Source organism: Cupriavidus sp. U2 (genome assembly GCF_009663685.2).
Taxonomy (GTDB): Bacteria; Pseudomonadota; Gammaproteobacteria; order Burkholderiales; family Burkholderiaceae; genus Cupriavidus; species Cupriavidus necator_C.
The window spans coordinates 843,155-864,032 of record NZ_RCOG02000032.1; the positions used below are offsets into that span (position 1 = coordinate 843,155).

The 20,878-nt window shown below is 66.1% G+C and carries 22 protein-coding genes; 16 read left to right on the forward strand and 6 right to left on the reverse strand.

The window, feature by feature from the left end; genetic code table 11:
- Window position 1: 1 nt before the first annotated feature.
- The 4 genes from D9X30_RS28080 (at window position 2) to D9X30_RS28095 (ending at window position 2,189) form a co-directional block, all read left to right on the forward strand.
- Window positions 2-619, forward strand: a complete 618-nt coding sequence (locus D9X30_RS28080) for a YceI family protein (RefSeq protein ID WP_153945578.1) — start codon at window positions 2-4, stop codon at window positions 617-619.
- A 140-nt stretch (window positions 620-759) separates the two neighbouring features.
- The gene (locus D9X30_RS28085; protein WP_153945579.1) at window positions 760-1,068 is read left to right on the forward strand and encodes a hypothetical protein; all 309 of its coding nucleotides are present in this window, start codon (window positions 760-762) and stop codon (window positions 1,066-1,068) included.
- A 168-nt stretch (window positions 1,069-1,236) separates the two neighbouring features.
- Window positions 1,237-1,785, forward strand: a complete 549-nt coding sequence (locus D9X30_RS28090) for a YaeQ family protein (protein WP_153945580.1) — start codon at window positions 1,237-1,239, stop codon at window positions 1,783-1,785.
- A 56-nt stretch (window positions 1,786-1,841) separates the two neighbouring features.
- A complete protein-coding gene (locus D9X30_RS28095; protein WP_153945581.1) occupies window positions 1,842-2,189 on the forward strand; it encodes an FKBP-type peptidyl-prolyl cis-trans isomerase in 348 nt (115 codons plus the stop codon).
- 67 nt (window positions 2,190-2,256) lie between these two features.
- On the opposite strand, the gene D9X30_RS28100 is transcribed toward D9X30_RS28095, so the two are convergent.
- Window positions 2,257-2,577 carry a hypothetical protein gene (locus D9X30_RS28100; RefSeq protein WP_153945582.1) on the reverse strand — a complete coding sequence of 107 codons (321 nt, stop codon included), beginning with the start codon at window positions 2,575-2,577 and terminating at the stop codon, window positions 2,257-2,259.
- A 199-nt stretch (window positions 2,578-2,776) separates the two neighbouring features.
- On the opposite strand from D9X30_RS28100, the gene D9X30_RS28105 reads away from it, so the two are divergent.
- Together D9X30_RS28105 and D9X30_RS28110 are read left to right on the forward strand one after the other, a co-directional pair.
- Window positions 2,777-3,574, forward strand: coding sequence for a gamma-glutamylcyclotransferase (locus D9X30_RS28105; RefSeq protein ID WP_153945583.1), 798 nt, complete (start codon window positions 2,777-2,779; stop codon window positions 3,572-3,574).
- A 21-nt stretch (window positions 3,575-3,595) separates the two neighbouring features.
- Window positions 3,596-4,399 (forward strand): ankyrin repeat domain-containing protein, encoded by an 804-nt coding sequence (locus D9X30_RS28110; protein ID WP_153945584.1) that lies wholly within the window; start codon window positions 3,596-3,598, stop codon window positions 4,397-4,399.
- 73 nt (window positions 4,400-4,472) lie between these two features.
- On the opposite strand, the gene D9X30_RS28115 is transcribed toward D9X30_RS28110, so the two are convergent.
- Window positions 4,473-6,170 carry a long-chain fatty acid--CoA ligase gene (locus D9X30_RS28115; RefSeq protein WP_153945585.1) on the reverse strand — a complete coding sequence of 566 codons (1,698 nt, stop codon included), beginning with the start codon at window positions 6,168-6,170 and terminating at the stop codon, window positions 4,473-4,475.
- 235 nt (window positions 6,171-6,405) lie between these two features.
- Here D9X30_RS28115 and trxA point away from each other — a divergent pair, with 235 nt between their 5' ends.
- Window positions 6,406-7,245, forward strand: a complete 840-nt coding sequence (trxA, locus tag D9X30_RS28120; protein WP_153945586.1) for a thioredoxin — start codon at window positions 6,406-6,408, stop codon at window positions 7,243-7,245.
- A 57-nt stretch (window positions 7,246-7,302) separates the two neighbouring features.
- On the opposite strand, the gene D9X30_RS28125 is transcribed toward trxA, so the two are convergent.
- Entirely contained in the window at window positions 7,303-7,776 is a 474-nt protein-coding gene (locus D9X30_RS28125) for a bacteriohemerythrin (RefSeq protein WP_153945587.1), read from the reverse strand.
- A 135-nt stretch (window positions 7,777-7,911) separates the two neighbouring features.
- Between D9X30_RS28125 and D9X30_RS28130 the strand changes: the two genes are divergently transcribed.
- Window positions 7,912-8,490, forward strand: coding sequence for a P-loop nucleotide/nucleoside kinase family protein (locus D9X30_RS28130; protein WP_153945588.1), 579 nt, complete (start codon window positions 7,912-7,914; stop codon window positions 8,488-8,490).
- On the opposite strand, the gene tcdA is transcribed toward D9X30_RS28130, so the two are convergent.
- Complete coding sequence (tcdA, locus tag D9X30_RS28135; RefSeq protein WP_228770719.1) at window positions 8,487-9,344, reverse strand: tRNA cyclic N6-threonylcarbamoyladenosine(37) synthase TcdA; 858 nt, start codon at window positions 9,342-9,344, stop codon at window positions 8,487-8,489. The genes D9X30_RS28130 and tcdA overlap by 4 nt on opposite strands.
- Window positions 9,345-9,536: 192 nt before the next feature.
- Here tcdA and D9X30_RS28140 point away from each other — a divergent pair, with 192 nt between their 5' ends.
- The 5 genes from D9X30_RS28140 (at window position 9,537) to D9X30_RS28160 (ending at window position 16,761) form a co-directional block, all read left to right on the forward strand.
- A complete protein-coding gene (locus tag D9X30_RS28140; protein WP_153945589.1) occupies window positions 9,537-11,870 on the forward strand; it encodes an AsmA family protein in 2,334 nt (777 codons plus the stop codon).
- A gap of 340 nt (window positions 11,871-12,210) precedes the next feature.
- Window positions 12,211-13,410 (forward strand): MFS transporter, encoded by a 1,200-nt coding sequence (locus D9X30_RS28145; RefSeq protein WP_153945590.1) that lies wholly within the window; start codon window positions 12,211-12,213, stop codon window positions 13,408-13,410.
- 130 nt (window positions 13,411-13,540) lie between these two features.
- A complete protein-coding gene (gene pdxH / locus D9X30_RS28150) occupies window positions 13,541-14,179 on the forward strand; it encodes a pyridoxamine 5'-phosphate oxidase (RefSeq protein ID WP_153945591.1) in 639 nt (212 codons plus the stop codon).
- A gap of 257 nt (window positions 14,180-14,436) precedes the next feature.
- Window positions 14,437-15,678, forward strand: coding sequence for a class I SAM-dependent methyltransferase (locus D9X30_RS28155; RefSeq protein WP_153945592.1), 1,242 nt, complete (start codon window positions 14,437-14,439; stop codon window positions 15,676-15,678).
- 3 nt (window positions 15,679-15,681) lie between these two features.
- Complete coding sequence (locus D9X30_RS28160) at window positions 15,682-16,761, forward strand: DUF72 domain-containing protein (RefSeq protein WP_153945593.1); 1,080 nt, start codon at window positions 15,682-15,684, stop codon at window positions 16,759-16,761.
- Here the strand turns inward: D9X30_RS28160 and msrA are convergent.
- Window positions 16,758-17,300 (reverse strand): peptide-methionine (S)-S-oxide reductase MsrA, encoded by a 543-nt coding sequence (gene msrA / locus D9X30_RS28165; protein WP_153945594.1) that lies wholly within the window; start codon window positions 17,298-17,300, stop codon window positions 16,758-16,760. The two genes, D9X30_RS28160 and msrA, sit on opposite strands and share 4 nt — an antisense overlap.
- A 386-nt stretch (window positions 17,301-17,686) precedes the next feature.
- Here msrA and D9X30_RS28170 point away from each other — a divergent pair, with 386 nt between their 5' ends.
- Window positions 17,687-18,277 carry a flavin reductase family protein gene (locus D9X30_RS28170; protein WP_153945595.1) on the forward strand — a complete coding sequence of 197 codons (591 nt, stop codon included), beginning with the start codon at window positions 17,687-17,689 and terminating at the stop codon, window positions 18,275-18,277.
- 1 nt (window position 18,278) lies between these two features.
- On the opposite strand, the gene D9X30_RS28175 is transcribed toward D9X30_RS28170, so the two are convergent.
- Complete coding sequence (locus tag D9X30_RS28175) at window positions 18,279-18,767, reverse strand: Lrp/AsnC family transcriptional regulator (RefSeq protein WP_153945596.1); 489 nt, start codon at window positions 18,765-18,767, stop codon at window positions 18,279-18,281.
- A gap of 157 nt (window positions 18,768-18,924) precedes the next feature.
- Between D9X30_RS28175 and kynB the strand changes: the two genes are divergently transcribed.
- Both kynB and kynU read left to right on the forward strand, forming a co-directional pair.
- Window positions 18,925-19,587, forward strand: a complete 663-nt coding sequence (gene kynB, locus D9X30_RS28180) for an arylformamidase (protein WP_153945597.1) — start codon at window positions 18,925-18,927, stop codon at window positions 19,585-19,587.
- Between the two features lie 30 nt (window positions 19,588-19,617).
- Window positions 19,618-20,874 carry a kynureninase gene (gene kynU, locus D9X30_RS28185; RefSeq protein ID WP_153945598.1) on the forward strand — a complete coding sequence of 419 codons (1,257 nt, stop codon included), beginning with the start codon at window positions 19,618-19,620 and terminating at the stop codon, window positions 20,872-20,874.
- Window positions 20,875-20,878 lie beyond the last annotated feature (4 nt).

Consider the following 20,878-nt stretch of genomic DNA (forward strand, 5'->3'; position numbering starts at 1 on the left):
CATGCCGACGCGACACCCTTCCCTTATCTCGCGCGCCCCGCTTGTCGCCCTTGCCACGCTCGCGGCCCTGACGGGCACGCCAGCCCTGGCGGCGCCCACGCAGTACACGGTCGATCCCACACACACCAGCGTCTACTTCGGGGTCAGCCACTTCGATCGCACCAGCGTGCGCGGCCGGTTCGGCAAGATCGACGGGCGTGTGATCTACGACCCGGCCACGGGTGCGGGATCGATCGACTTCACGGTGGACACCGATTCGGTCGACAGCGGCAACCGCAGTCTCGACGGTGTGCTGCGCTCGGCCCAGTTTCTTGACGCCCAGACGTTTCCGGTGGCCCGACTCCAGGCCAGCCAGTTTGTGACGGAAGGCGGCAAGCTGGTTGCCGTGGAAGGCACGTTCACCCTCCATGGCGTGGCCCAGCCGATCAGGCTCGAGGCCGACCGCTTCACCTGCGGCCAGACCGTCCTGTTCGGCATCCGGCGCGACGTGTGCGGTGGTGATTTTCACGCCACATTATCGCGAAGCACCTTCGGGATGACGCGTTTCCTGCCCGATGTCGGCGATAGCGTCACATTGCAGATTTCGGTGGAAGCCACGCCGGCGGGGCCCGCGCAATAATTCAGAAAAAAGCGAGGCCGCGCGTTGCGATGACAGCCCGACGTCACCTTTTGGGACAAAATCTTCAGTAAAATCAGCGCCTTGCCTATTCCCATCCTGCCGCGTTTCGCCTAAGCAAACCCGGCTATCCGCGAGTCAAGATGAGCCTCATCTCCCTCAACGACGTCGTTTCGGCGTCGCTGGCTGCTGCCGGTGCGTGCCTGGCGTGCAGCTTTCCTGCCGATTTCCTCCGTCGCTTTCCGCTGTGGGCCTTCAAGACCTACGGCCGGGCCGCCCTGCTGCTGCCTCTGCTGACTGGCATGGTCGGCATCCTGCTGACGCGCCTGATTGTGGAAGGCAAGATCAACAGCGATGGCGGCCTGGCCCTGGTGGCCGCGGCGGCGTTCCTGGGGCTGGTGCTGGTATCGGCCATGCTGCGCTTCTGGCTGGGCGAATACCGCAAGTCCTGAGGACCGGCCCGGCCGGTCTTCCCGGGCCGTGTTGCTTGCCCCCGCAGTCTGAGCGGGCCGGCGCACATACCCGCGCCGGTTTTCCATCGCGCCGCCGCGCGGATCACGTATGATTCCGCCTTTCGCGTGCCCGGCACCGTTGCCGGCGCGCGCCGCATTTCCGACCCCATGGCGCTCAAATCCACGATTTTCAAGGCCGAACTGTCCGTCTCGGACATGGACCGGCCGTACTACGGCAGTCATACGCTGACCATTGCGCAGCATCCGTCCGAGAACGATGCCCGCATGATGGTCCGCCTGCTGGCCTTTGCCTGCGAAGCCACCGAAACCATGGCGTTCACGCGTGGCCTGGACGAACCCGACGAACCGGACCTCTGGGACAAGTCCCTCACGGGCGACATCCTCCACTGGATCGACCTCGGCCAGCCCGACGAGACCCGCCTGAAGCGCGCCGCCGCGCGCGCCGACCACGTTACCGTCTATACCTATCAGAGCGCCAGCGCCCGCGAATGGTGGAAGGGCATGGCCGGCAAGGCCAGCAAGCTGCGCAATGTGACCGTCTACAATGTGCCGTCCGAAGCCGTGGACGCGCTGGCGCAGATGGCCCAGCGTGCCATGCGCCTGTCCGTGACCATCCAGGACGGCGACATCTGGGTCAGCGACGACGATCACAACGTGCAGCTGACGCGCGACGTGCTCCAGCGCGCTGACGACTGATCACACAGGCGGCCGTCGGTTATATTTCCCGCCACACAGAAAAAAGGAAGATCGCGATGCATACCAATCCCTCCGGCCTGCAATACGAAGACACCATCGTCGGCTCGGGCGACGAAGCCACGGCTGGCAAGCACGTGACCGTGCATTACACCGGCTGGCTCTACGAAAACGGCCAACCGGGCCGCAAGTTCGATTCGAGCAAGGACCGCAATGACCCGTTTGTCTTCCCGCTGGGCGCCGGCCACGTGATCCGTGGCTGGGACGAAGGCGTGCAAGGCATGAAGGTGGGCGGCACGCGCCGCCTGGTAATCCCGGCCGATCTGGGCTACGGCGCGCGCGGCGCCGGCGGCGTGATCCCGCCGAACGCCACCCTGCTGTTCGAAGTGGAACTGCTGTCGGTCTGATTCCGGCGCACTCAGCAAAAAACGGACGCCTCGGCGTCCGTTTTTGTTGGTGCGGGCCCCCAAACGCTCAGAAACCGATGGCGGCGTTGCCCACGTCGATACGAACCCTGTCGCGGTCCAGCAGGCGGCCGGCATGGCGGGCAAAGTCCTGGGCCCACTCGGCGTTGCCGGCAAACCGGCTCTCGCCTGAGAACTTGGCAACATTAAGGATCTTGTCGATCACCAGCACCTTGCCGACGGGGCTCGATGCCTGGCAGTCCAGCTCGGCATATTCCCGGTCGAACCAGCGCCAGGCCGCATCCTCGGTGACCGCCGCCAGCTCGTTGTCGCCCAGCGTGAATTCAAATTCCTTGCCGCTGCCAAATACCACGGTCAGGGTGTGCGCCATGTGCGGTTTCTCCGAGATTCGCCGAGCGTTGAACGACAGTTGCCTGCGTTAAGGCCCCTATTGTAGTGACATGGCCCACGATCCGGCCAATTCCTCGGGCAGGCGGCCCCCTCACGACCGTTGCCTGCTGCACACACCTTGCACCAGATGTGTGGTTTGCTTGCGACGCATCAATGCGCTTTGGATTATTCTTTCAGCCATGGCCATTACAAGACAGGACCTCGAAGCAAACAGGCTGCGCACGACGCTGTGCAGCACGCCGGTCGCGTCTTCGCTGTTGCCCGAGGCCGATGTGGAGCGATCGCTGTGCCAGACGCTGGCCAGCCGCCCCGACACCCCCGGACTGGACGGCGACGTCTGGGTCTTCGGCTACGGATCTCTGATCTGGAACCCGATGGTGGTCCATACCGAAAGCCGCCTGGCCACCGTGCATGGCTACCACCGCGGCTTCTACCTGTATTCGAAAATCAATCGCGGCACCTGGGACAACCCCGGGCTGGTGCTCGGGCTGGACCGCGGTGGCTGCTGCACGGGCATGGTGTTCCGCATCCCCCGCCACGTCGTCGAGCAGGAATTCCGCGTGCTGTGGCGCCGCGAGATGATGACCGGCGCCTATCACCCGCGCTGGCTGCGCGTGAAGCTGGACGCCGGCCCTGACGCGCCCGAACAGCGGGCGCTCGCTTTCGTGATGAATCGCGAACATGCCGGCTACGCCGGCCGGCTGCCCGATGCGCGCGTGGTGGACTGCCTGCGCCACGCCTGCGGCCTGTACGGGCCAGCCCGCGAATATCTGCACCAGACCCTGCTGGGGCTGGCCACGCATGGCGTGGACGACCCCTACCTGGGCCGGCTCTGGCGCCAGCTGCAGGAAAGCGACGCTGCCGAAGCCGCCAGCGACGCCTGTGCCGTCACCACGCCGGTAGGAACTTCGGCCTCAGCGGCGACCTGCCCCGGGGACGCCGTGGCTGCCACGGCCCATCCCCACGAAACCGTCTGACCGAAGCCACTGCCGCCTATCATGACGCGCTCCCAGACCCGCCCCCGCCGCCAGGCACTCGCTGAAATGCTAGGGCTGATGGGATTGCTGATGGGTGGTGGACTCATGGCGGGGCAAGGTGGCCAGACGCTGGCGCGCTCGATCGGCGGGCTGCGCGACGCATCGTCGCCGTCGGCACCGGCGCCGTATCCGCCGCCATCCCACCCGGCGGCACGCGGTGAAGGCACATCCGCGCTCGACCGCAACCTGATCACGGCAGCCAGCATTGGCGATCTCGATCTGGTCAACCGGCTGCTCAAGGCCGGCGCGTCGCTCCATGCCGTGGACGAACGCGGCCGCTCCGCGCTGCTGGCAGCGGTGTACAACCGCCGGGGCGACGTGGCCCGCGCGCTGATCATGGCCGGTGCCGACGTGAACCAGAAGGACGGCGAATCCAACAGCGCCTTCCTGCTGGCGGCCGCGACCAACCAGATCGATGTGGTGCGCCTGTCGCTGTCGCATGGCGCCGACATCCGCAGCACCGACCGCTACGACGGCACGGCCCTGATCGCGGCCTGCCAGCATGGCAATGTCGAAGTCGTAAAACTGCTATTGAAGGCAGGCGTGCCGGTGGATCGCATCAACCAGCTCGGTTGGACGGCACTGCTGGAAGCCATCATCCTCGGCGACGGCAGCGCCCGCTATGAAGAGATCGTGCAATTGCTGCTCGATGCGGGCGCCGATGCCAACCTGGCCGACCGGGAGGGCATCACGCCGTCGCGCCATGCACGCGAGCGCGGCTACAAGACGATGGTCAAGATGCTGATGCGGGCCAGGGGGCATTGACTGGCCGCCGAGGGGGATTGCATTTTGGCTCCCTCTCCCGCCCGGCGGGAGAGGGGAGAAAAACACACCCCGCTTACGCGGGCTGGCGTGCGTTTTCCGCTTCCTGCAGCTGGCGCCACATCACCTTGCCGGTGCCCGACTTCGGCAATGCCTCGACAAATTCCACCACGCGCGGGTACTTGTAGGCGGCCATGTTTTCCTTGGCCCATTCGATGATGTCCTCGGGCTGCGTCTTGCCCCTGGCGTCGGCGCGCAGCACCACCACGGCCTTCACCGTCTCGCCGCGATACTGGTCGCGCGTGCCGATGATGCAGGCCTCCTGCACGGCCGGATGCTTGTACAGCAGGTTTTCCACCTCGGCCGGCCAGACCTTGAAGCCCGACGCATTGATCATGCGCTTCAGTCGATCGGTGATGAAGTAGTAGCCTTCTTCGTCCATGCGGCCCAGGTCGCCGGTACGGAAGTAGGTCTGGCCTTCGAACTCGATGAACGCGTCGCGCGTGGCATCTTCCTTGCCCCAGTACCCCTTGAACACCTGCGGGCCGCGCACGATGATCTCGCCCACCTCGTTGGGCGGCATTTCCTGCAGCGTGACCGGGTCCACCACGCGCGCGTCGGTGTTGAACGTCGGCACGCCCAGGCACTGCAGCTTGGCGCGCTCGGATGGATTGCTGTGGGTCGGCGCCATGGTCTCGGACAGGCCGTAGCCTTCCAGGTAGCTCAGCCCGAACTGCGTCTTCAGGCGTTCAGCCACCGCCTGAGGCATGGCCGCGCCGCCGCCGCCGATGTAGCGCAGGCTGCTGACGTCGAAGGTCGCCAGGTTCGGGCTGCCCAGGAAGTCGATCACCATGGTCGGGATGTTGGTCCAGTGCGTGACCTGGTAGCGCGAGATCAGGCGCCCCGCCACTTCGCGATCCCAGCGCGGCAGCATCACCACGGTGGCGCCGGTGTAGATCGGGCCGTTCATGCCGTACTGCATGCCGGTCACGTGAAACAGCGGCAGCACCGACAGGATCACCGATTCCGCGCCACTGCCCGACCACGTGGCACCGCCGATCACGTTGTGCATCACCGAGCGATGGGTGTGGATGCAGCCCTTGGGGAAGCCCGTGGTGCCAGACGTGTACGGCATCACGGCCATGTCGTCGGGGCCCGCGGTATGCGGACCCGGCTGCAGGCCGGCAGCCAGCGCCTGCGCCCACGGCGTGGCGTTGTCCGGCAACGGGTGCTGCACGGTCAGCCAGGCGGGCGGCGCATCTTCGGGGAATTCGTGCGACGGCGGCAGCGCGTCGGCGTACTGTGTCACCAGCAGATGCTGCAGGCGCCGGTCGGCAGCCAGTTCGCCGTCGGCCTGCATTGCGCCGGCGGCCAGGTCTGCCGTGCAGATCGCCACGCGGGCGCCGGCATCGGTGATGTAGTGCTTGAATTCCTCGGCGCGGTTCATCGGATTGACCGGCACCACCACGGCGTCCGCACGCAGGATCGCGTAATAGCTGATGATGAACTGCGGGCAGTTCTGCATGTACAGCAGCACGCGATCGCCCTTCTTCACCCCCGCCTTCTGCTGCAACCAGCCGGCCATCGCCGTGGCCTGCGCCTCCAGCTCGCGGAACGTGATGGCGTTGCCGAAGTAGCGGATGGCGGCCTTGTCCGCATAGCGGTGTGCCGAAACTTCGAGGTTGTACCAGAGCGAAGTTTCCGGCAGCACGATTTCGGTCGGCACTCGTTTGGGCCAGAACTGAAAATGCGGACGGGCGGGCTTGGTGGTCATGGTGTCTCCTGCGGATGGTCCTCAAGGGTCCAGTTTCTGGAAAGCGCGGGTCTCGCGGGGTGGGCCCCGCGTAGTGGTCAAGCAATATAACTGAACGACCGTTCTATTTTCAACAGGAGGTTTTCCTACCCATCGCACCGCCTCCCGGGCGGCGCGGTTGCAATTTGGGGCTTCGTCCTCACAATAGGGGGAATCCGGCCACAGTGCTGGCCAACCCGATTCCCAGGTGCAGATCATGAGCGACGTCACCCTGCAGAACTTCGAAGCCGAAGTCATCAATAGCCCAGTCCCGGTACTGGTGGATTTCTGGGCTCCCTGGTGTGGCCCCTGCCGCACACTCGGGCCCATGCTGGAAAAGCTGGAAGCCGAAGCCGGCGGCACGTGGAAGCTGGTCAAGGTCAATGTCGACGAGAACCAGCAACTGGCCGGGCACTTTGGCGTGCGCAGCATTCCCCACGTGGTGGCGTTTGCCGGTGGGCAGGCGGTCAACCAGTTCGTGGGCGTGCTGCCGGAATCGCAACTGCGTGAGTTCATCGATACGCTGGCCCCCGGCGACGGTGGGGTCGCGGCGCCGGACCCCCAGGCGCTGGCCGCGGCCGGCGACCGCGAAGGCGCCAAGGCCGCGTGGCAGGCCGCGCTCGCAGAGGACCCGGAAAACGACCCGAATCGACTGGCCTATATCAGCTTCCTGCTCGACGGCGACGCCATCGACACCGCGGAAGCCGAGTTCGGCCGCCTGACGCCGCGTGCGCCGCAGGGAGACGGCTACGCCGCGCTGCGGACCCGGCTCGATGCGATGAAGGGACTCGACAGCCTGCCCGACGGCGCCGAACTGAAAGCGCAGGTAGAGGCCGAGCCGGCCAACCTGGCCGCGCGCCTGGACCTGGCAAAGGTGTTGATCGCGCGCCGCGAATACGAACCGGCGCTGGTGCAGCTGATGGAAATCGTGCGCCGCGACCGTGGCTTTGAAGACGACATCGGCCGCAAGACAATGCTGTCGGTATTCGACTTGATGGCCGATTCGCCAGAAGTGGTATCGAAATGGCGCCGGCAACTGAGCACGGCGCTGAATTGAGTGGCGTGGATTGACGCGCACCGGAGACGGGATTTCCCGCTCCGGTGCGGAACGGCCTCAGACGGCCGGCGCCTCGATCAGCGAAAAGCCGTTGGCCTTCATATGCTCGACCATCATCGCATCCATCGACTTCACGTGATTGTCGAACCAGCCTGACAGTTCATCCACCAGGCGGCGACCCAGCGACAGCCCGCCCTTGCCGGGCCCCTCCGGATCTTCCACTTCCTGCGCGATCTTGTCGCGCACGGCCTGCACCACCTGCAGCACGCCCTTGTGCTCGTTCGTATGGCAGAAGCGCGGGCCGAACTGCATGGCCTCCATCCACTGCTCTTCCTGTTCGAAATGGTGGCGCGTGTGCGCGATCCACTCGTCGTACGCCGCCAGGAAGCCGGCATCGTCCGATTTGGCCACGGCATCGAGCAGTTGCAGGAATTCCGCGTGCGTGGCGTCGGTGACGGGCTCGCCCAGCCGCAGTTCGTCTGGCAAGCCTTCCGAGGAAAGACCGTCGTAGGGGTTCTGTGCTGCAGACATGGATCTGAAAACTTTTCTTTGAGATAAGCGGCAAGGATACCGATTTCGCTGCCGTCCGATCTGATTTTCCGCAAAGAACGGTATGCTTGACGCTCGCGCCCCCGGCAAGTGACGGATTTCCAGCAAGCCACCGACATGCCCCGACTGATCTTCTTCTGCGGCCACGCAGGCACCGGCAAGACTTCCCTCGCCCATCGGCTGATCGGCCCGCTGATGCAGGCCACCGGCGAGCCGTTCTGCCTGCTCGACAAGGACACGCTCTACGGGCGTTACAGCGCCGCTGCCATGCGCGCGATCACCGGCGATCCCAATGACCGCGACAGCCCAGCCTATCTGGACAATCTGCGAGACCCCGAGTACGAAGGCCTGCTCGACACCGCCCGCGAAAACCTGACGCTGGGCATCAGTGTGATCGTGATCGGCCCGCTATCGCGCGAAATCCGCGCGCACCTGCTGACCGATCCGCAGTGGCTGCACGTCCCGGCGGGCACGCGCACCCAGATCGTGTGGGTACACCTGCCGGAGGACGAAGCCCACGCACGCATCATCCGCCGTGCCAACCCCAACGACGCCTACAAGCTCGCGCACTGGGACGCCTATCGCGCCCGGCGGTTTTCGCCGGACCCGGCCGAATATCCCGAACTGATCTTCTTCGACAACCAGGCGCCCGACGATACCGCCGTGGACGGCCTGCTGCGGACGCTGGCCGCCTAGCGCTGGCCGGCTGCCAGCGCCCCGATCACCGCCGACGCCGCCACGAAGCCGAACACCGCCGTCACCGCCACCGACGAGCCAAATCCCGCGCAGGCCAGCCCTTGCGGGCCGCGCACCGGGGCCGGCGGCACTTCGTCGATCTCGCACGCCTGCTGCGCCGGCTCGGGATAGCGCAGCGGCTCGTCCGAATACACCGCCTCGATGCCGAATTTCTTTTTGGGATCGCGCGGAAAGCCCCACTGCCGGCGCAGGTTGCCGCGCACCTTGGCCAGCAGCGGGTCCTGTATCGTGCGGGCCAGGTCCTCGATGCGCACACGCGTGGGGTCCAGCTGACCGCCCGCGCCGCCGCACGTGATCACGCGCACGCCCTCGCGGCGGGCCCATCCCAGGATGGCGGTCTTGACCTTCACGGCATCGATGGCGTCGATCACGTAGTCGAAGCCTGATAGCAGTTCCGCCACATTGTCTTCGGTCACGAAATCGTCGATCTGCGTGACGCGGCAACGCGGGTTGATCGCCACGATGCGCTCGGCCATCGCTTCCACCTTGGCGCGGCCGTAAGCGTCGCCCAGCGCGTGGATCTGACGGTTGGTGTTCGATGCGGCAATGTGATCGAGGTCGATCAGCGTGATGCGCCCCACCGCGTTGCGCGCCAGCGCCTCGGCCGCCCAGCTGCCCACCCCGCCGATGCCGATCACGCACACCCTGGCGGCCTCCAGCCGGGCCAGGCCATGCGCGCCGTACAGGCGGGCCACGCCGCCAAAGCGGCGATGGTAGTCGTCGTCGGCCGGGCTTTCGTGCGACAGGGGCGCGGGCAGGTCCTGATCCGCCAGGGGCGTAGGGGCGATAGTCATAGTGGCTTTCTCAAATCTGCCGGCATTTTATGTCACCGGCGGGAATTCCTGCGGCCGACGAATGCACAACGAATAGGCGTCCCGACGACCGCAATGTCAGCCTGAGGCCGACAACCGGGAGCGATGGGGCTCCCTACAATTACCTGTGCAGTGGTTGATCCGCCGCACGGCTGCTACCGGAGTCCACCCCTTATGCCCGCCTCGCGTCGCCACAAGATCGTTTTATGGAGCGTGTTCACGCCGTTGGCGCTGATCGCGATCCTTGTCGTCATCATCCTGACCTTCGACTGGAACCGGCTCAAGCCGTGGCTCAACGACAAGGTCACGGAGTCGATCGGGCGCCCCTTCGCCATCAATGGCGATCTGACCGTCACCTGGAAACGTGGCCAGGGCGAGACCGGCTGGCGTACGCTCGTGCCGTGGCCACGGCTGTCGGCCAAGGACATTTCCATCGGCAACCCCGACTGGGCCCAGGCGCCCAACATGGGCACGATTCGCGAACTGATCTTCGTGCTGCGCCCGCTGCCGCTGCTGGCCCATGAAATCAACGTGCCGACCATCGTGGTCGACAGCCCCGCCGTGTGGCTCGAACGGCTGGCCGACAAGCGCAACAACTGGACCTTCGACATGCGCAAGCAGACCGACTCGGGCAAGTCGAAATGGCACCTCGATGTGGGCGAAGTGGTCCTCCAGCGCGGCAACCTGGCGCTGGACGACGCGGCCGAGAAGATCCAGCTGCAGGCCACGCTGGATACGATTGGCGACCAGGCGATCTACGACAAGGCCCGCGACGGCGCGCTGATGCCGTCCGATGCGTCCGCCGTGGCGGCGTCGCAAGGCTCCGCCGCCTCCACGCCCGAAGCCAAGGCCAACGACAACAAGGGCGGCAAGGCCGGCAAGACCGGCAATGACGACCGCTACGGCATCCGCTGGAAAGCCGTGGGCCACTACAACAAGGCCACCATCAACGCCACCGGCAAGGCAGGCACCGTGCTGAGCCTGCGTGACGTGGACACCCCTTATCCGGTACAGGCCGATGTGCGCGTGGGCGCCACCCGCGCCACGATGGAAGGCACGGTAACGAACCCGGCCCACCTCGGCGCGCTCGACGTCAACCTGACGCTGGCCGGCGACAGCCTGGCATCGCTCTATAACCTGACCGGCATCGTACTGCCATCGACCCCGCCGTATGAAACGCGCGGCCGCCTGGTGGCCACGCTCAAGAAGGGGGCCTCGGCCTACACCTACCGCGACTTCACCGGCAAGGTGGGCAGCAGCGACCTGGGCGGCACGCTGACGTTCGCGCAGCATTCGCCCCGCCCGCTGCTGTCGGGCGAACTGGTGTCGAAGCAGTTGCTGTTCGACGACCTGGCACCGCTGATCGGCGGCGGCGCCAAGCCGGGCCAGCTGGCCAAGGACAGCCCCGTGAAGCAGCCGGCGGACAAAAAGCTGCCGGTGGCGCCGTTCCGCACCGAACGCTGGGACGAGATCGATGCGGACGTGAAGTTCACCGGCAAGCGCATCGTCCGCAATGAAGACCTGCCGATCACCGACCTGACCACGCACCTGAAGCTGACCGACGGCGTGCTGCGGCTCGACCCGCTCAACTTCGGCGTGGCCGGCGGCAACCTGGTATCGACGGTCGAACTCGATGGCAAGCGCGAGCCGATGGGCGCGAAGGTCGACATGACCGCGCGGCACCTGAAGATCAAGCAGCTGTTCCCGAAGGTGGAAAGTACCCGCGCCAGCGTGGGTGAGGTCAACGGCAGCGCCAAGCTTTCGGCCACGGGCAATTCGGTGGCCGCGCTGATGGGTTCGTCGAACGGCGAGGCCAAGCTGCTGGTGGAAAACGGCACCGTCAGCAAGTTCATCCTCGAAGCCATCGGCCTGAACGTGGGCAGCGTGGTGATCTCGAAGCTGTTCGGCGACAAGCCGGTGCAGATCAACTGCGGCGTCAGCGCGTTTGGCTTCCAGAACGGCATTGCCCGGGCCCAGACCTTCGTGCTCGATACGCAGGACGCCATCATCACCACCGAGGGCGCGGTCGATTTCAAGGACGAGCGGCTGGCGCTGACGATCCATCCCGACTCCAAGGGGCTGCGCGTCATCTCGCTGCGCTCGCCGCTGTATGTGGGCGGTACGTTCAAGAATCCGTCGGTCAGCCCGAATATCGCCATCCTCGCGCTGCGTGCCGGCGGCGCGCTGGCACTGGCGCTGACCGCGCCCGTGGCCATGGTGGTGCCGCTGCTCGACATTTCGGGCGGCGGCGACGAAAGCGAGTGCGCCCGGCTGCTGGCGGAACTCAAGAAGCGGCCTACCGCTCCGCCGCCGGGCAAGACCTATCAGGGGCCAGCCGCGCCCAAGGGCCAGCAGCAGGCCGGCCCCCCTATCCCCGAATCGCCGACGAAGTCGGACGCCGCCCGCGGCGAGCCGGCCCCGCCGCCGACCAAGCCACGCATGCCTGGCGCCACCGTGCAGCAACCGTCGCGACCGGACAATGACAAGCAGCTCTATCAGGGCGGCTAGCTAACGGCGGCTTGCCTGCGCACCGCCATCACACACTGACAAGGTTGGCGAATCCGCAACACAGCTGCACCAAATGTGTTGCGGATTTGGCACGCCCTCCCACACCGTTGTTGTGCAGACCGCACTGGCAGTCGCATAATCGGCTGGTCGTTGATTAAGCAAGCAATTAATGAACAACGACACGCAACGCCTTCGCTCGCCGGGTTCCAGTCTGGCCAGCGATGCCTTGTAGGTGCGGCTCCGGCCGCACTGATTTTCTTTTTCGCGCGTCTTATCGTCCGGATCGGAGACCCTTGCCGGCGGCGCGAACCACCTTCGCCGCCCCCGCGCACCCCCTGCCATGACGTTGCCTCATGCCGCCGTTCCCCCGATCAGCTGGCTGATCGCGCTGACGGTGTGCAATCACGTGGCGTTCAACGCCAGTCGTGTCGTCGTTTCCCTATTTGCCATCTCGCTCAAGGCGTCCACGGTCACGCTTGGCATCCTGATGTCGCTCTATGCGCTGCTGCCGATGTTCCTGGCGATTCGCGCCGGCAAGCGCATCGACCAGATCGGGCCGCGCCTGCCGATGACCGCCGGGTCGCTGATGGTGGTGGCCGGTACGCTGCTGCCGGCCGTCTGGCACGAGATTGCGTCGCTGTACGCGGCGTGCGCACTGATCGGGGTGGGCTTCATGCTGGTCCAGGTGGCCATGCAACTGCTGATCGGGCAGGTATCGACCAACGAGACCCGGCTGCGCAACTACACGTGGCATGCGCTGGGGCTGTCGATCTCGGGCACGCTCGGGCCGGTGGCCATGGGCTATACGATCGAACACGCGGGCTTTCGCACCGCGTTCTGCATCCTGGTGGGCGTGGCGCTGCTGGGCCAGGCCGGGCTGCAGTATGTGCGGCCGCGCCTGCCGGCCACCGGGGGCAACGCGGGACGCATCGCCATCGAGGACGGCTCGCGCCGCTCCACGCTGGACCTGCTTCACCACCCCGAACTGCGCGCCGTGTTCGTCGCCAGCGCGGTGCTGTCCGCCGCGTGGGACCTGCACGCGTTCCTGATCCCGATCCAGGGCACGCATATCGGCCTGTCGCCGTCGATGATCGGCTGGGTGCTCGGGGCGTTCTCGATCGCCACGCTGGCCATCCGGATTGCCATGCCGATGGTGTCCCGCCATTTCTCGGAATGGAAGATCATCCGCCTGGCGCTGCTGGTGGGTGCGCTGGCCTATCTGGTCTATCCGTTCGTCTCGCACTTCTGGCTCATGTGCGCCCTGGCGTTCGTGCTTGGCCTGGCGCTGGGCAGTGCCCAGCCCAACGTCATGAACATCCTGCATACGGCCTCGCCCTCGGGCCGGGCCGGCGAGGCGCTGGGGCTGCGCTCGGCCGTGCTCAATACCAGCCAGGTGGTGTGGCCGCTCACGTTCGGTGTGGTGGGCACGGCGCTGGGCATGCTGCCGATCTTCCTGTCGATGGCCGGCGCGATGGGCATGGCCAATTACTATTCGCGCCGCCAGACGCAAAAGATCGCCGCACCGAAACTGTCGGACTAGCAACCTGCAGATTCGTAAAACAGCGAGTCCGCCTTGCCATGGCGCAAATGCGGTGTGCGGCGCATTCGCTATACTCGAAGCATCCTCGTCCGCATGGTTCTCCGTGCGGACCGACTCTTCGATATGCGATATGACCCAACTCGCTGATCTGCGCCGCAACTACATGCTGAGCGCCCTTTCCGAAACCGATGTGGCAGGCGACCCGATCCGCCAGTTCCAGAACTGGTTCGACGAGGCCATGCAGGCCAAGCTGCCCGAACCCAACGCGATGACGCTGGCCACGGTAGGTGCCGACGGCCAGCCGTCGGCGCGCATCGTGCTGCTCAAAGGCATGGACGCCAACGGTTTCACGTTCTTCACCAACTACGAAAGCCGCAAGGGCCTGGATCTGGAAGCCAACCCGCGCGCGGCGCTGCTATTCCACTGGGTGCAACTCGAACGCCAGGTGCGCGTCGAAGGCGTCGTCGAAAAGGTGGACGATGCCGAGAGCGACGCCTACTACGCGTCGCGTCCGCTCGGATCTCGCCTGGGCGCCTGGGCCTCCGAGCAAAGCCGCGAGGTGGCCGGCCGCGACGTGCTGGAAGCACGCGAAGCCGACTTCCGCAGCAAGTTCGGCGACAACCCGCCGCGTCCGCCGCACTGGGGCGGGTACCGCCTGCGGCCCACGTGGATCGAATTCTGGCAGGGCCGGCCGTCGCGGCTGCACGACCGTATCGCATTCCGGCAACAGGCCGACGGCAGCTGGCAGATCGTCCGGCTGTCGCCCTGACGCTGGGGCCGCGGGAAAATCGCGGCACGGGGCGCGCGATCGCTGCATCGTCAATGTCTGCTTGTACTGACAGGCGCTGACCGCGGCGCCCCACACTGCACAATTCGGCGAATTGGCGTAAAGTTGTTGGGTTGCCGCACCGGCCATGCATCGGTGCGCCCCCAGGGCCAGTGCTGCGTGACACCACGCAGTCTGCGCAGCCGACCACGGGGCATTTCATTTCGAGAGGGATCATCAACCAATCGGGAGAAAGCCGCATGTTCTTCAAGCAAGCAATCGACAAGCAGCTGGATAGCTGGATTTCCGACGTGCGCGAGCACGCCAACCTGCCTGTCAGGCTACGTCTGTGGAATGGCAGCGAATACCAGCTGGGCAACTTCGACCAACCCGAGGTCACGCTGACCGTACGCGAGGCCTCGGCGCTGCCCCTGCTGCTCACGCCAAGCCTGGACAACCTCGGCGAGGCATATGTCCAGGAAAAGATCGACCTCGACGGCCGCCTGGCCGACATCATCAAGATGGCCTACGGCCTGTCGGCAGCCGCCGCGCGCAGTGCAGGAGGCGCCCTGGCCCGCGTGGCGCAGCACTTCACGCACAGCCGCTCCGAGGACAAGGCGGCGATCCAGTATCACTACGACGTTTCCAACGCGTTCTACCAGCTCTGGCTCGATCCGCGCATGGTGTACTCGTGCGCGTATTTCGAGGAAGGCACCGAAGACCTGGCCACCGCGCAGCTCAAGAAGATCGACCATATCCTGACCAAGATCCGCGTGCAGCCGGGCCAGACGCTTCTCGACATCGGCTGCGGCTGGGGCGCACTGGTGATCCGCGCCGCGCAGAAGTACGGTGCGCGCTGCGTGGGCATCACGCTGTCGCAGAACCAGTTCGACCTGGCCACCGAGCGGGTGAAGGCCGCCGGGCTGCAGGACCGCATCGAGATCCGGCTGCAGGACTATCGCGACATCCAGGGCCAGTTCGACCGCATCACCAGCGTCGGCATGTTCGAGCACGTGGGCAAGGACAACCTGATCGGCTACTTCAGCCGCATGCGCGACCTGCTCAAGGACGATGGTGTGGCAATGAACCATGGCATCACGGCCACCGACCCCGACAGCGGCGCGGTGCCGCTCGACGGCTCGGGCTTCATGGACCGCTATGTGTTCCCGCAGGGCGAACTGCCGCACATCAGCATGGTGCTCAATACCATGGCCAAGGGCGGGCTGGAGGCGTTCGACGTGGAATTGCTGCGCCGGCACTACGCCCAGACGCTGCGGCACTGGGCCGACAACTTCGAGACCAACGCCGACGCGATCCGGGCCATGGTGGGCGAGAAGAAGTACCGCATCTGGCGGGTCTACCTGGCCGGCTGCGAGCACGCGTTCACCAACAGCATCATGTCGCTGCACCAGGTGGTGTGTCAGAAGGCGAATCGCCCCGCCGACACGTTCCCGGTCTCGCGGCGCTATATTTACGCGTCTCCGATTGGCAATACCGTCTGACGCTTGACTGACAACCTCGACCTGTTCGGCGATGCCCCGGCATCGCCGGACGCCTCGCCCCGGCCCGCCGCGGCCGGCACTCCCGCAAGGAAGACCCCCGTTGGCAAGATCGTCCAGCCCTGGACGCCCGATGCCGCGCTGACCGCGCTTGCCGGCCGGCTGCCGCCCAACCTGTATTTCGGCACCTCTTCGTGGTCGTACCCCGGCTGGCACGGCATGGTGTACGACGGCCAGTACACGGAAAGCCTGCTGTCCCGCAAGGGGCTGCGCGCCTGCGGCCAGCATCCGCTGCTGCGCGCGGCGGGCATTGACCGTGGCTTCTATGGTCCGATTCCGCTGGCCGACTACCTGGGCTACGCATCGCAGGTGCCGGAAGATTTCCGCTTCCTGGTCAAGGCCCCGGCCAGTGTCTGCGATGCCTGGCTGCGCGGCCCCGATGGCGCCGGGCGCCTGGCCAACGCGGCGTTCCTGGACGCCGGGATCGCGATCCGCGATTTCATCGTGCCGGCCACGGCTGGTCTTGGCCAACGCTGCGGACCGCTGCTGTTCCAGTTGTCGCCGCTGCAAAGCGTGGCCGACGACGGCCCGGCTTTCTTCGCGCGGCTCGACGCCTTCCTGGCCGCGATGCCGCCGCTGGACCCCAGCCTGACCCCGCACGCCTGCTATGCCGTGGAAATGCGCGATCCGGCGCTGCTGACGCCGCGCTATATCCGCCTGCTGCGTGAACGCGGCGTGCGCTTCTGCCTGGCCGCGCGCGACCGCCTGCCGCCGGTATCGCGCCAGGCCCACGCGCAGACGCTGATGGACGACGGCGCCCCCGGCCCGCTGGTGCTGCGCTGGATGCTGCGCGAGGGCCGCTCGTATGCGATGGCCGAAAAGGCCTACATGCCATTCGACAAGCTCGTGGACCCCGACGACGCGACGCGCGACGCCATTGCCGACGTGGTGGCGGGCACGCTGCGCGCCGGCCAGCCGGCCTATGTCATCGTCAGCAACAATGCCGAAGGCTGCGCACCGCAGAGCATTGCCCGGCTGGCCGCGGCCATTGCCGATCGGCTGGAAAACGCGGCCTTGCCGGCCTAGCGGCGCATCCGATGTGAAAAATCGCGCCGTAACTGGGCCAGCTTGGGCGTGATCACGAACGCGCAGTAGCCCTGCGCGGGATGCTCCTGATAGTAGTTCTGATGACTCATCTCGGCGCGCCAGTACGGCTGCTCGGGTTCGAGCTGCGTCACGATCGGCGCGTCGAACACCTTGTTGACGACCAGTTCGCCCATGACATACTCGGCCACGGCGCGCTGGGCCTCGGAATGGGTGAAGATGATCGAGCGGTACTGCGGGCCCACGTCGTTGCCCTGCCGATTGAGCTGCGTCGGATCATGGATCGAGAAGAAGATCTCCAGGATTTCGCGGAAAGTGATCGTGGCCGGATCGAAGGTCACGCGCACCACTTCGGCGTGGCCCGTGTCGCCCTCGCATACCTGGCGATAGGTGGGATTGTGGACATGGCCGCCGGTGTAGCCCGACTCCACGGCACGCACGCCATCCACCTGCTGGAACACCGCTTCCAGGCACCAGAAACACCCGCCACCGAGCGTGGCAATCTCAAGTTCGTGATCCATCTGCGCGCTCCCTTTCCCGCCTTCAGGGGGTTCCGATACCACGCCGGCTCTGGCGGCATCGATTTCCAGCATAAGCAATGGCGCCGCGCACTGCCGTGAAAAATGAAACAAGTGCAATCCGGCTGGCACAGAGACTGTCCGATGTAACGCAGGGACCACCTCAGAGTGCAATGTCCGGAGTCCGCTACAATCGCACTGGTACTGGCGCCCGTTGGCGCACGTGATTGGGCTGCGCGTCACCCCAAAGCGCCCGCCAGACCGCTTCGGCCCGCCAAATGTGTGCGCCAGGCCACTGAAATTGCCGCCCCCCAGGATTACGTTTGGCGTGTTGAATGCGCGCCGGCCATCCCGATATGAAGATCATGGATATGTGTGGAGCCCGAGACATGGGCATGCCCGAGGCCGCCGCCCCCGCCCCCCAGCGCCGCAAGGCCGCCGCCCCCGACTTTGACAGCGGCCACTTCAAGCGCGCGCTGTCGCAGTTCGCCACAGGTGTGACGGTCATCACCACGCGCGCCGCTGGCCACTCGCACGCCAACGACGTGCCGTTCGTCGGCATCACGGCCAGCTCGTTCAACTCCGTCTCGCTCGATCCGCCCCTGGTGCTGTGGAGCATGGCCACGCGCGCCAACAGCCTGCCGATGTTCCGCGATGGCTCGCACTACATCATCAACGTGCTTGCTGCCTCACAGCTGGACTTGTGCCAGCGGTTTGCCACGCTCAAGGGCGACCGCTTCGCCGGCGTGGACTACCGGTTGTCGGAGACCGGCCTGCCAATCCTGGCCAATGCGCTGGCCTGGTTCGAGTGCCACAACCGCAGCCGCTATGACGAGGGCGACCATGTGATCTTCGTCGGCGAAGTGGAACGCTGCGGCATTCTTGACGCCGGCGGCGAGCCGCTGGTGTTCCAGGGCGCGCAATTTTCCACGCTGTGCCCGCTCGAACCGCTCGATCAGATCGCGCCGCACAAGCGGTAGGTCACGGCTTGGCGTCCTTGCTGTCCTTCAGGATCGCCAGTGGCGATCCGTCCGTCTTGATCCGCTGCAGGACAATGTTCGAGCGGATATCCATCACGCCAGGCGTGCGATATAGCCGATTCACGATGAAATCGGAGTAGTGCTTCAGGTTGCGCGCCTGCACCCGCAGGATGTAGTTGCTGTCGCCCGTGATCACATAGGCGGTCAGTACCTCCGGCCAGGTCTGCACCACGGCGTTGAACGTGTCGTGCCAGCCTTCCACGTCGTGCCGCATCGACACCTGCACGATCGCCTCGATCTCCAGCCCCAGCTGCTCGGCGTCGAACCACGCCTTGTAGCCGCCAATCACCCCGTTTTCTTCCAGCAGACGCACGCGGCGCAAGCAGGCAGATGGCGATAACGCCACACGGTCGGCCAGGTCCTGATTACTGATGCGACCGTTCTCCTGCAGGGCAGTCAGGATGCGTAAATCTATCGGATCGAGGGTCATTTCGGAGAATCCACGTATTTCTATTCGATTCACACAATTTTATGCGAAAGATGGCGCGATCGACGGACCATTTCGCAAGCCTCTTCTCGGCGCTTTTGACTATGATCCCCACACGCACCGCGTCTTCAGAAACGCGCCCCGGAGATTGCAAGTCACCATGCCGAACGCCCCTACGAACGCACCCAGCCGCGCCACGCGCCAGATCTGGGATATCAGCCCGCCGGTGTCGAACGCCACGCCGGTCTGGCCCGGCGACACACCGTTCCGGCACGAGCCCGCCTGGCAACTGGACGAGCACTGTCCGGTCAACGTTGGCCGTATTACGATGTCGCCGCACACCGGCGCCCATGCCGATGCGCCACTGCACTACGCGGCCGACGGCGCGCCGATCGGCGCCGTCCCGCTCGACGCCTACCTGGGCCCTTGCCGCGTGATCCACTGCATCGGCGCGGCGCCACGCGTGGAGCCCCACCACATCGAAGCCGCTCTGGCTGACGTGCCGCCGCGCGTGCTGTTGCGGACCTACCAGCAGGCGCCGCTGGGGGCGTGGGATTCCGCGTTCTGCGCTGTCGCCCCCGAGACCATCGCGCTGCTGGCCCGCCACGGCGTGAAGCTGATCGGCATCGACACGCCGTCGCTGGACCCCGAAACCTCGAAGACGATGGACGCCCACCACGCGGTGCGCGACCACCGGCTGGCCATTCTCGAAGGCATCGTGCTCGACGACGTGCCGGCCGGCGACTACGAACTCATCGCGCTGCCGTTGCGCCTGGCCACGCTCGATGCGAGCCCGGTCCGCGCGGTGCTGCGCGCGCTCTGAATCCTCCCGAACCCTCTGGACACTGAAAGCATGACCAACCTGACACGTGAACGCTGCCAGGCGCTGGACCGGGACGACCCGCTCCGCGCGCTGCGCGAACAGTTTGCCCTGCCTGCCGGCGTGATCTACCTCGATGGCAACTCGCTGGGCGCCCGCCCGCGCGCCGCCGCGGCGCGTGCCGCCGAGGTGGTCAGCAGCGAATGGGGCGATGGCCTGATCCGCAGCTGGAATACCGCCGGCTGGTTCGACCTGCCGGGCCGGCTGGGCAACCGCCTGGCGCCGCTGATCGGCGCGGGCCACGACGAGGTGGTGGTGACCGACACCACGTCGATCAACCTGTTCAAGGTGCTGGCCGCCGCACTGCGCGTGCAGCAGCAGCGCGATCCGGCGCGCCGCGTGATCGTGTCCGAAGCCAGCAACTTCCCGACCGATCTCTATATCGCCCAGGGCCTGGCCGACCTGCTGCAGCAGGGCTACGAGGTACGCCTGGTCAACAGTCCCGACGAGATCGACGCCGCCGTGGGCGCCGATACGGCCGTGCTGATGCTGACGCACGTGAACTACAAGACCGGCGAGATGCTCGACATGGCCGGCCTGACCGAACTCGCGCACGCCCGCGGCGCGCTGACCGTGTGGGATCTGGCCCACTCCGCTGGCGCCGTGCCGGTGGACCTGACCGCCGCCCGCGCAGACTACGCCATCGGCTGCACGTACAAGTACCTGAACGGCGGTCCGGGTTCGCCGGCCTTCGTCTGGGTGGCGCCCGCGCTGCGCGACCAGTTCTGGCAGCCGCTGTCGGGCTGGTGGGGCCACGGCGCGCCGTTCGCGATGTCCCCGCAGTACGCGCCCGCCAAGGGCATCGGCCGCTTCCTGTGCGGCACGCAGCCGGTCACGTCGCTGGCGATGGTCGAATGCGGCCTGGACATCTTCGCCCAGACCAGCATGAGCGCGCTGCGCGCGAAGTCGCTCAAGCTGACCGACCTGTTTATCGAACTCGTCGAATCACGATGCGCCAAGCACCCGCTGACGCTGGTCACGCCGCGCGCGCATGCCCGGCGCGGCAGCCAGGTGAGCTTTGCGCATCCGGACGGCTACGCGCTGGTGGCCGCGCTGATCGAGCGTGGCGTGATTGGCGACTATCGCGAACCCGGCATTGCCCGCTTCGGCTTCACGCCCCTGTACACGACCTTCACCGAAGTCTGGGATGCCGTGGAAATCATGCGGGATGTGCTAGACAGCGGCGCCTATCGCGACGCCCGCTTTGCGGTGCGCACGGCGGTGACCTGAACGG